We start from the raw sequence: 10889 nt of genomic DNA, 5'->3' as shown, positions 1-10889 counted from the left end.
GCACGAGCGGCCTCGATGACACTGGGCGGCACCTGGCGGATACCGACATTAGTCAGGCGGATAACCGGCGGCACGGCATAGATGACTGTGGCGAATACTGCCGGTACCATACCCAGGCCGAAGAGCATGACGGCCGGGACAAGATAAACAAAGCTCGGCATGGTTTGCATGGCGTCCAGCACCGGTTTGAGCAGAGACTGTACAAAATTGCTGCGCGCCATAAGAATACCGGAAGGGATGCCCAGCAGAAGTGAAATAAATACCGAAGTAATCACGATTGCCAGGGTGGACATGGACAGGTCCCAGTAGGATGTGGTGCTTGAAGTACCAAAGGTACCAATCAGACCGAACAAGACTGCCAGAACAAGACCGACCCACCATCGCCGCGAAGCCCACCAAGCGAGAAGAAAGATAGCCAGAAGGATAATAAACCATGGTGTGCGCAACAGAAACTGTTCGATGGGCCGGAGTATCTGTAAAATCGTGTTGCCAATAGCATCGAAACCGCTGCCCAGGTTATGCAGCACCCAGCCCATGAGACTGTCAATCCAGTCACGTAGCGGCACGTTAAAAAATGAGGGGAATTCTTGCATTAAGCTGCCTCCCGAGTCTTCATATCTGATGTCTGCGTAGTGGAGCCTTTGTCATCAGTGGCGAGGTCACTCTCGATAGATACAATGGCCTCAGCATTGCTCTGAGCGCCAACAGCGTTGGCTGTGGCGCCACTCTCACTGCTGGGTTCTGGCTTGCACCGGGCCATGCTTGTTAGCAGAAGTTCGTTGCTGATTTCGCCTACCAGTTCGCCGGTCTCGTTAACCACCGGCATAGGGTATGGCGATGCCGTAGCCGGCAGAATCAGCTCTTCCACCTTCGAATCGGGTTTGGCCGTGGGGGTATTCGGTTCAAGGGAGTCTTTAATAGCTTTATTGGGCTGGTCACGCCGGATCTCTATCAGCCGGGACATAGTGATCAAGCCCAGGTATTTTGTTCCCACAGATACCACAAAGGCATAATTCCGCTTGGCGCTGCGAAGGATGTGGCTTGCTGTCTCCGGCCCCATCCATCCGTAGAGCAGAATATCCACTGGCGTCATTACACTGCCGGCCGTGCGGACTTTGGCCAGTGACACGTCGCGCACGAACTCCTCTACATATTCGCAACTGGGGTTGGTGATTACCTCTTCGGGGGTGCCGGTCTGGATAATCTCGCCATCCTTCATTATAGCGATGCGATCACCCAGTTTCAGAGCTTCATCGAGGTCATGGGTTACAAAAAGGATGGTTTTATGCAATTCGCTCTGTATCTGGATAAGCTCGTCTTGCATCTGGCGGCGAATCAAAGGGTCCAACCCACTGAAAGGCTCGTCCATGAGCAGAATTTCCGGATTGCTGGCCAGTGCCCGCGCAAGCCCGACCCTCTGCTGCATACCGCCGGACAGTGCAACCGGGTAGCGGTCTTCCCATCCCTTCAAGCCGACCTTTTCCAGGGTTGCGAGGGCTATGGCGTACGCGTCTTCCTTCTTTACGCCCCTTATGTTCAGGCCGAAGGCGACATTGTCGATCACTGTGCGGTGCGGCAGCAGACCATATTGTTGAAAGACCATGCTTACCCTGTTGCGGCGCATATCCCGGAGCCGGGATTGGCCATACGCCAAAATGTCTTCTCCATCCAAAAGTATTTCTCCCGCCGTAGGCACAATCAAGCGAGGGATGCAGCGGATGAGCGTAGATTTGCCGCTGCCGGAAAGCCCCATGATTACAAACAATTCACCTTTATTGACGTGGAACGCGATATCCCGGAGCGCCGTCACCAGTCCGGTTTTTTCCTGAATCTCCTGCCGGCTGGCGAGGCGTAATTCTTCCGATTTCATGACACGTTTCGGTTTGGAACCGAACACTTTCCAGAGACCGCGCACCTCGATGGTAGGCTTGCCGTTGTTGGAACTATTCTGCTTATTCATATTGGCGCTGCCGCTTGCCTCCCTCTTTATTAACTGAGCTACTCCTATCTCATGCCACAATCAAGTGGGTAAGATTGAGAGTGTTTAAGAAGGGAGTTCTCCCCCAGCTTCGATCGTTTATACAAGCCAATCTTCAAACCAAAGATTTATCTGGATATTCACAATTTTGCTTTTTCCTCGCTGTCGTTTGATAAATCTTGGTTTTAACTTTTTACCCCAGTGCAGCGTTTACCTTGGCAGCCACATCTGCCGGCACCCACGGAGTCCAGATGGACTTATAGTTTTTCAGGAAGTATTCCGCTGCCTGCTCTGTGCTGGCATGGTTGTCCCGCATGTAGGCCAGGATTTCGTTCAGCATCTGAGTTGTCGTGGTATATTTACTAAGAAAATCCACCAATTTCGGAAATCTGTTGTAGAAGCCGTCATTGACACAGATGTTTACTTTATTAGCCGGGTAAGCGCAAGCATGTGTGGAATTCCAGATTGCCGGGTCATAGGCAGGCTCTTCCAGGCGGGTCATATCGTATTTGCCCAGCACCCAGGTCGGCTCCCAGTAGTAGCCAAACCAGGGTTTGCCCTGTTCATAAGCCGATGCCAGTGAACTGGAAAGCGCAGTGTCGGAACCGGCAATGAAATCTGTATAGTAAGCCAGCAACCCGTAGACCTTCAGTTTTTCAGCATTGATGGTCGTCGCTTCCCAGCCGGTCGGGCCATTGACGAATCGGCCTTTGCCGGGGGTTTCGGGGTCTTTGAAGAGCTGCCAGTATTTAGGCAGGTCGAAAACAGATTTCAGGTCCGGTGCGGTAGCCTGAATTCCGCGTGCCACATCGCCATTTATCATGTAGGTAGGCACTAACCAGCCCTGCCAATTGTCAGAATAGTTACTGCCTAGGTCTATGACACTGCCATTAGCAGTAAACTCATCGTAGGCATTCTGCTGGTTTTCTACCCAGACTTCCATGGTCACATCGATGTCTCCGCGTGACAAACCGTTAAACAACGGGATAGTATCGCCGAAGGTGAACTCGGTATCGTAGCCGTAGCCATTCTTAATAATAAAGGCAGCGATACGGCTGTGTACTTGAATACTATCCCAGCTGCCATCAGCCAATACGATGGGTCTCTTCTCCCCGCCACCGCTACAGCCACTTAAGATACCAGTCGCTATCGTAACAAGAGCCGCTGCTAGAGATAAGCCCACACTCGCTATTTTCTTCGTCGAAAAACGCTTCCTAAACATTTGGACCTCCTATTTTGGTTTGCTTTCTTTCATGACGTAGCCGGCTCCGTCGCCGGTGATTGTCTGTCGTAAAGTAGACCAGAGTGTGTTGTAACGTTTCTTGAGGTCAAACCCATAGTTGTTCAGAGCCCATAGGTTGACCACTCCCTGCGTTAAGCCAAAGATAAGGACAGCGGTAGCTTCCGCATTTAAGTCTTTGCGCAGTTCGCCTGTGCCTATACCCTCTTCAAGCAGTGTTTTCAACCGGGCAATATACCGGTCTACGATGTCGGCGACTCTGGCATTCAAGCCTCGATCACCGAGGCTGATGATTTCTGCAATGACCTGGAACGATACGCCCCGGCGTTGTTCAATAGCCGAGATATGCCTATTCAGAATGTGATTCAACCGGTCTATTACATCTCGTCCTTTTTTACTACCTGAATCTTTGATATCGTTGAGAAGATTAGCTCCTACGTCATCCACAAGTAGAAGCATTACGTCTCGTTTTCCATTGAAATGACGATATATAGCAGCTTCGGAAATACCCACTTCATGAGCAAGCCCCTTGATGGTTACATGTTCACTTCCTTTCAGTATAATTAGCTTCCTGGCTGCATCGATAATTTGTTGCCGCCTGACCGGGCCGGTCTCATGCTTCAAGGACATCGGTGCCATCCCCTTCTTGGACGATCAATTTTTTTACCGTAGCTTGATTTAGCTTATTCCGATATGTTCGCACTATTGTAAGTGTATGCTTACATTATATACAGCAATTTGGCATCTGTCAAGTTCAATTAATTGCACATATGTAGCGATTTCGTAAACAAATGAGCGTAATATGGATTGACTTAAGGTCGTGGCCGTTATATAATGTTAGTGAACATACACTATCATATGTGCATTTTCATCAATGCACCCCAAAATGAGTTGTCTACGGGTGGAAATAGCCATTCTCGCCTGGACTAGAGCCAGGTTGCAGTGAAATTGTACTGCATTTAACCTTGATTAGTCACATGCCGTATAATAGTGGTTAGCAGCGATAAGGCGAGAGGAGGATAGGGTGTTTCGAGAACTAAGTTCAAGCAATCTTTTTACCACAGTGGGTATCGTCTTTGCCACGATAGCCCTGGCATGGCTTTTTCACCTTGTATCTAAAAGGATTGTTGGACGATTGATCCAGAAAACAAAGAGCAGTCTCGCCGAATATGTACTATTAGTAGCCCGAAAGCCATTCTTGGCCTTAATCCTGCTATCCGGTTTTTATCTATCCGCCCTGATTCTTCCGTGGAATACAACTGTACGTCATTATCTGGACCGAGGCCCAGCCATCCTTATTGTCCTAGGCATTTATGCACTGACAGCAATGATCGTTGCTGCCTTAAGCTGGTATGAGCGGCGTTTGAAAACACTGGGAGGGGCTGGATTAGCTTACCGTGTTATTCCTTGGGCGCGTATATTGGTAGTATTGTTGGCCGGGCTAAGCGCAATGCTTTTGGCTCTTGATATTCTGGGAATAAACACAGCGCCGGCCATGGCCTGGCTGGGTCAGTATGGCGGGCGTATTCTTCTCATCTTCAGCCTGTCAATGATGGTCATCATCAGCATAGCCAGAATCACACCCAAGCTGGTCGAGACGGCTATTTCTCGTCGCACAGGGGAATCCAAGAGCGAGTTAAAGAAGAGGTCGGAGACGCTATCCCGGGTGTTGGTAAATCCCTTGCAAATGGTCGTTATTATCATCGCAATTTTAACTATACTATCAGATTTCATAAATATTACTACCATTGTCGCCAGTTTTGGCATCGTTGGTCTTGCGATTGGTTTTGGGGCTCAGAGTCTGGTGAAAGACCTGCTCGCCGGATTGTTCGTAATTCTGGAAAACCAGTACCGTGTCGGCGACGTGGCGACGATCGCCGGTGTAACCGGGGTCGTTGAAGATATAAACCTGCGTCGAACCGTCCTGCGGGACCTTGATGGAACGGTGCATTTTGTGCCCAACGGTGAAGTCAGAGTCGCCAGCAACTTAACCAAAGACTGGGCAAGGGTCAATATGGATGTAAAAGTGGCTTATGCTGAAGATTTGAAACATGTTATCAAAGTAATTAATCGTGTAGGCAAAGAACTGGCCAAAGACCCGGCATGGGCCTCACACATACTGACTCCCCCTGAGGTTCTAAGAGTTAATAGCTTCGGGCCGTCCGGTATTGAAATCAAGATAACGGGTGATACAAAACCAGCGAGCCAGTGGGTGGTTACAGGGGAACTGCGCAGCAGATTGAAAGAGGCTTTCGATGAAGAAGGGATATCGACGCCGTGGCCCCAAACCAAAGTCGATTTCATCCACCCAATTGATGCACGTCCCGCTTCTAACAATAATGCATGACACGATGCTGCCTGGACAGCCCATCACAGCTCCAACGAGTTAAGGTATCACTGGAAAGAACCGGCAGAAGGACGATAGAATGAAAATACTTCAGGGGGAGAATGGGCAATCCACTCGGTCCAGGAGGTTTCGACGTATACTGGCAACTTTCCTTTATGAACAGGCTCCCACAATCTTCGCAGCCGTTCTGGTATTAATTTTGATTTTGCTTATTTACCTGAAGCAATAGAACGGTATTATTCATTACCTCAAGTTCAATGCTTGCATAATTAAAGTAGAGGAAGCATCAAAACTAAGATGGTTGGTGTTTATTTTGAGCCCGCTCCTCGCACTCTATCTCGAACCCAAGACCACTACAAATACGTTCCAGAACACCACCAGCGTGTACCAGCACACGACCGCCACCGTGACTATCAGAACCATCCTGGGCTTGCGATAGTGCAATATCCACAGAAGCGAAATTGCCAGCAGAGTCCCCACTATTTTGACCAGGATGAGGGCGTCACTGCTAGCCAGTCCCGCCAGCCAGATGTTGCCTTCGCTGCCTAAACCCTCGGTGATGATGAAGCGCGTAACCAAGCCGTCCGCTACGGAAAGTGCAAAAAGCGCGCCGAGGAGTATTCGCTGGTTGCGGCTGTCGGCAGGGGAGACCATGACAGAAGAATCGTTTTCTTTCAACGGCTGACGGCTTTCTTGCCGCCCAGCTCGCGCCCACGCTGCCACAGGCGCACGGCATCCACTACCTCGTCCACCGTGTCGCAGACGCGCAGCAGATTGAGGTCTTCTTCCGAGATGAACCCCTGCGCCAGCAGGGTATTCCGCATCCAGTCCAGCATACCCTTCCAGTAGGCGCTGTCAACCAGTATCACGGGGAGGGGCTTTATCTTGTGCGTCTGCATGAGGGTGAGCACCTCGGCCAGCTCGTCCAGCGTGCCCAGGCCGCCGGGCACGAAAATAAAGGCGCTGGCGTACTTTACCAGCATGACCTTGCGCACGAAGAAATAGTTGAAGTTGAGCGTGGTAGTGGTGAAATCGTTGGGTTTCTGCTCCATGGGCAGCTTGATGTTGAGGCCGATGGAGCGCGCCTCACCCCGGCGCGCACCCCTGTTGGCCGCTTCCATGACGCCGGGCCCCCCGCCGGTGATGATGGAGAATCCCTGCCGGGCCAGCCGGTAGGCAATCTCCTCCGTCTTGACATAAAGCGGGTGGTCGGGATTGAGTTTCCTGGCCGAGCCGTAGATGGTGACCGCCGGTTCAACGCCCGCGAGTGCGTCGAATCCCTCCACGAATTCGCCGATGATGCGGAACATGCGCCACGAGTCGCGGTTGGCCAGTTCCTCTATTTCGTATTCGTAAGGATGGTTCTGTTCCGGCACAGTTCAACTCCCTTTGTATAAGTTAAGTGGCGGAGGAGGAGTTTGTCAAGCATGGAAATCGTCAGCAGGCATATATACTAACAACTTATAAACTGCTAATATATTCAAACTCTTGTTTTAGACTGTAAAGATGCATCAAAAATCTTCGCTTAATCCCCGCGTATGGGCAATTATAACGATGGTTTGTCCCGCCTTGCTGCTGAGTTTACTGCTTATTGTGACTCTCTCGGTACCGGATTATGACCCGGTCAAGAGTTTGATTAGCGCGCTATCGCTTGATAACTTTTGGCTGGGGGCGGCCCTTTTTATCCTGTCGGCGATAACGGTTCTGGCATTCGCCAGGGGATTATCCGGCGGCATTCCATTGAACGAGAAAGCTAAAACTCTGAATATGCTGTATTTGGCTGCTGTTTGCCTGCTGTTGCTGATATTTGTTGATATCGATCATGTGCACGGAATATGGACGTTCAAACGTGTCGTCCACTGGTCCATCGCATCCGCGGCAACCGGCTTTTTTATCGTATCCTGTTTTTTGATAGCGCAGAGTATGAAGAAAGATGCGGCGTGGCAAAAAATGTATGTCTTCACCACCGTTCTGGCAGTTTTAACTATGGCAGCCGGCATCGGTATGGCTTTCATAATCCGTCCGGGACTGGTCGGGGTGTTGGAACGCCTCATACTGGCAAGCGCAGTAATATGGGTCGAGGCGATGTCTATGCGTATTTACCAATTCTCTCGCCGGGGCGGAACAATTCAATGGCAAAGGTCGGCCAGCGGACAGATACTCCCAAAATTGTAACATGGTTGAAACTTGATTATGTTTGCCGAAAATATTATTGGACAGATCTCTCTGGGTAGCAATGCCGTAGAGCGCGCTGATTTAGCTATTATCGGTCTGGCATTTGTGGCACAGGCGCTCAAGGAATGGGGAATTCCTTCTCCCGGGGTTACACAGAGCTCCCTGATGTATGCGGGTTGGCAGTTGACGGCCGGGAGTTTTCTGACGGGCGCCGCTATTATCGTCTCCGTTTTTAGCGGTTCCCTGTGTGGTTCTGCGGTGGCATATTGTGCGGGGAGATTCCTGGGACCGCGCTTTGTAAATCGCTTTGGCAAATATTTGCATCTCACGCCTGAAAAACTTGACGAACTGAAATCGAAAATCGGCAACCGGGCGACACCGGCCATCATGTTAGGGCGTTTCGTGCCTACCATGATGGCCACTCTTTCGGTCGCAGCCGGCATGATGCGCATCCCGATGGCAAAATATTCTGCGGGAGTTGCTCTTGCCGTGTTGTTGTGGGAGTCGTTGTTTGTAAGTATCGGGGCTCTCACCGGGAAGGCGTTGAGCGAAGTCCGCATTCTCGACATCAAAGAAATCCTGCCGGCGCTTTTAGTCGCCATGCTGGGGGCATTCCTCATCAGGGCAACCGTTGTATACCTGATACACTGGCGCAGGAAAAAGAAAGCGAATTCAACTGCCTGCGTCAACAAGGCAATGTAATAGCGGAGGCAGATGTTATGCGGGACAAGCTAACGGTTATGGTATTCGCAGGAGAGTTACACGTGATAGTGCGGCTGATTTCACTCGCAGGGAGGGCTTAAAAATGGCGGACTGGCTTCGGGGGCTTTCTGCGTCCGTCACCGGGTTGGGGTATAAAATTGTCGCTCTAATGCGCAAAACGCGCCGGCCGCTGACATTTGCCGCCTGCCGGCTTTTCATTCGACTGCATATCAACCAGTCTCATATTACAGTGAGCCGCATTTTCTTGTTCGCAGGTTTTTATTTTGCCTGGGTGTACTCTGCGTTTTCGGTGGCCCTCGGTCTCATGCTCGCCGCCTGGATACTGGACTGTATAGACGGCGACCTGTCGCGCATGTTAAAAAACGATAACGCGATAGGTGAATTCGAAGACGTCTTCGTGGACAATCTTGCTTTTTTGATTTTTCCTCTGGCGTTGATCCAAACAGGGCTGTTGAACGGGGTTCTGGGCGCTCTGTTCGTTTTCTCCGCCTTTTCGGTGTTATGGATGGCCGAAAGAAAACAGACCGGTGGCGGAGAGCCAGTCAGTCTTGCCTTTCACCCCAAAGGCGACCTGTTTTTGAGCCTGTCCCGCAAAGTTGCATGGGTTCTGATGTACCTTTTCGTGCTTTTCAGATTCGATATTTTCACCGAAGCATATATAGCAATCACGGCGATTCTCTTAATATCGGTCATGATCAACTACTTTCAGATAATCCGCTCGCGGTTAAAATTCCGTTAATATTTGCTATGGAAATTCAAGAGCAAAAGACCGCCATAAATCCCGCTGTGATTCCGGGGACGTATCGTTCACCTTATCGCCTGAACGATAAAATGAACATTGTCATCTGGTTGACAATAGCGCGTGTTTTGCTTTTGCCCCTGGCTATTTTACCTGTGGCTCTCGACTGGCATGAAGGCTGGTTGATATCAGCCGCCGTCACTTCGGCGGCCGGGTTGAGCGACTTTGTCGATGGTTACCTGGCGCGCAAAATGAAACTGACAACTGCGCTGGGGGCAAACCTGGATTTTTTAAGCGATAAAATATTTATCGGCGGCATGTTGATAACACTGGCTTCTTTCAGGCTGATAGCCGTTTGGATTCCGATAGTCGTGCTGGCGCGAGAATTGCTCATCACGATCCTGCGCGTTAAGCGTTTTCACACGCGCCCACCATCGGCTGATAACTGGGGCAAAGCCAAAACCACCGTCTCTTTTGTGGCAATAGTTTGGGTTTCTCTCCAGAAAGCGTTGCAATCGGGCAGCGTCTTGAACTCCCTCGACGCGCACGGAAATCTCAGCGCGATTTTATCGTTAGCTCCCTGGGTCATGCTTGCGGCGGTTATATTAACGCTGCTATCGGGAGCAAATTACTTCTGGAAATACACGAGTCGGAAAGATGCCCGGACGCAATAATCCGATTCTATTTAGACATAGATATTCTTTTTTGTATAAGTTAAGTGGCGGAGGCGGGGTTTGTCAAGCGTTGAATATGATATAATTAAAAATAGAAAAACGTTGTGAAGAATCTGTGGATAAATCTGTAGGTTCTTACGTTTTTTTGTTTATAGCAGCAACGCTGCTAATTGTTTCAACCTCTTGCAGTCAGACTCAAAAAAATAACACGCAGCCGGAAGTCACAACCCAGTTCACACCAGTGACCCAGTTAAGCACAACTCCAAGCACCATCTTGCCCAGTTCGGCCACCATCACCACCCCCTAACAGCGGCTACAATGACATCCCCGGGTCCAACACTGTCAACGGCTATTGCAGCAAAAACGTCTAAACTCACGCTCTCAGACGCTCCTTCGATACTCGATCTCTCCTCGAATCTCCAATCGGGTTTCCGGAGCTGGTATGACCCGCAGCCATCAGTATCTAAACCCCTGGGGATGGGAAGCGGATCTGAATACCATTTAATCGGAACACCCCTTGGAGAACGCGCATGGTGCCAGATTCAAACCACTCTTTGGATTGTCGCTCCTGGTTTGGCACAACAAATCACTGTGGAAGCTGTTTTAGAAGAATACAACCTTACGGGATACCGTATTGATGTAGGGAATAGCGCTACCGCGGTCAAATACGGAGAGATGAACTCCGGTTTAGAATTCATAGTAATTAAAGATCAGAACGTCTTTGTGCTCATAAACGCTTCCTATTACTATCCTGAGAGCGTTTACGTTCCTTTACGGGGATTGGCTATGGTAATCGTAGAGCGGCTTGATTCCTGCTTGAGTTAGTGTGGATCGGTCACGTACTTCTTTAACGGTAAACAGGTTTACCTAAATTCCCCCCAAAATCCAATATTTACTGGACGCTTACAGCCCCCCCTGCAAAAGTTCAGAAACATATTGGACTCTCTGGGAGGTGAAGATGGGGAGTCCGGATGAAGCAAATCTATGTAGAAAGTTATTACCGGAGCGGCTAT

Annotated in this window: 12 protein-coding genes; 6 read left to right on the top strand and 6 right to left on the bottom strand. The window is 50.0% G+C overall.

Annotated elements, in window-relative coordinates; genetic code table 11:
- The 4 genes from C4542_05050 to C4542_05035 all read right to left on the bottom strand — a co-directional run.
- On the bottom strand, positions 1–593 hold a 593-nt coding region (locus C4542_05050), incomplete at its 3' end, for an ABC transporter permease subunit (GenBank protein ID RJO62010.1).
- Positions 593–1960 carry a glycine betaine/L-proline ABC transporter ATP-binding protein gene (locus C4542_05045; GenBank protein ID RJO62009.1) on the bottom strand — a complete coding sequence of 456 codons (1368 nt, stop codon included), beginning with the start codon at positions 1958–1960 and terminating at the stop codon, positions 593–595. The genes C4542_05045 and C4542_05050, both read right to left, overlap by 1 nt.
- A gap of 211 nt (positions 1961–2171) precedes the next feature.
- On the bottom strand, positions 2172–3200 hold the full coding sequence (locus C4542_05040) for an ABC transporter substrate-binding protein (protein RJO62008.1): 1029 nt from the start codon (positions 3198–3200) through the stop codon (positions 2172–2174).
- 9 nt (positions 3201–3209) lie between these two features.
- The gene (locus C4542_05035; protein ID RJO62007.1) at positions 3210–3857 is read right to left on the bottom strand and encodes a TetR/AcrR family transcriptional regulator; all 648 of its coding nucleotides are present in this window, start codon (positions 3855–3857) and stop codon (positions 3210–3212) included.
- A 385-nt stretch (positions 3858–4242) separates the two neighbouring features.
- Between C4542_05035 and C4542_05030 the strand changes: the two genes are divergently transcribed.
- On the top strand, positions 4243–5565 hold the full coding sequence (locus C4542_05030; protein ID RJO62006.1) for a mechanosensitive ion channel family protein: 1323 nt from the start codon (positions 4243–4245) through the stop codon (positions 5563–5565).
- Between the two features lie 333 nt (positions 5566–5898).
- Here C4542_05030 and C4542_05025 read toward each other — a convergent pair whose 3' ends face one another.
- On the bottom strand, positions 5899–6243 hold the full coding sequence (locus C4542_05025) for a hypothetical protein (GenBank protein ID RJO62005.1): 345 nt from the start codon (positions 6241–6243) through the stop codon (positions 5899–5901).
- On the bottom strand, positions 6240–6875 hold the full coding sequence (locus C4542_05020; GenBank protein ID RJO62011.1) for a TIGR00730 family Rossman fold protein: 636 nt from the start codon (positions 6873–6875) through the stop codon (positions 6240–6242). Before C4542_05020 ends, C4542_05025 begins: the two co-directional genes overlap by 4 nt.
- 196 nt (positions 6876–7071) lie before the next feature.
- Here C4542_05020 and C4542_05015 point away from each other — a divergent pair, with 196 nt between their 5' ends.
- The 5 genes from C4542_05015 (at position 7072) to C4542_04995 (ending at position 10701) form a co-directional block, all read left to right on the top strand.
- Positions 7072–7740 (top strand): DUF998 domain-containing protein, encoded by a 669-nt coding sequence (locus C4542_05015; protein ID RJO62004.1) that lies wholly within the window; start codon positions 7072–7074, stop codon positions 7738–7740.
- An 18-nt stretch (positions 7741–7758) separates the two neighbouring features.
- Positions 7759–8442, top strand: a complete 684-nt coding sequence (locus C4542_05010; GenBank protein ID RJO62003.1) for a DedA family protein — start codon at positions 7759–7761, stop codon at positions 8440–8442.
- Positions 8443–8545: 103 nt separating this feature from the next.
- Positions 8546–9202 (top strand): hypothetical protein, encoded by a 657-nt coding sequence (locus C4542_05005; protein ID RJO62002.1) that lies wholly within the window; start codon positions 8546–8548, stop codon positions 9200–9202.
- The gene (gene pgsA / locus C4542_05000; GenBank protein ID RJO62001.1) at positions 8965–9876 is read left to right on the top strand and encodes a CDP-diacylglycerol--glycerol-3-phosphate 3-phosphatidyltransferase; all 912 of its coding nucleotides are present in this window, start codon (positions 8965–8967) and stop codon (positions 9874–9876) included. The genes C4542_05005 and pgsA overlap by 238 nt, the downstream gene beginning before the upstream one ends.
- Before the next feature lie 573 nt (positions 9877–10449).
- Positions 10450–10701: a hypothetical protein gene (locus C4542_04995; protein RJO62000.1), complete on the top strand. Its 252-nt coding sequence runs from the start codon at positions 10450–10452 to the stop codon at positions 10699–10701.
- Positions 10702–10889 lie beyond the last annotated feature (188 nt).

The organism is Dehalococcoidia bacterium (genome assembly GCA_003597995.1).
Lineage (GTDB): Bacteria > Chloroflexota > Dehalococcoidia > Dehalococcoidales > UBA1222 > SURF-27.
The sequence above is the reverse complement of the archived record's forward strand: the minus strand, read 5'-3'. Positions and strand labels throughout refer to the sequence as shown.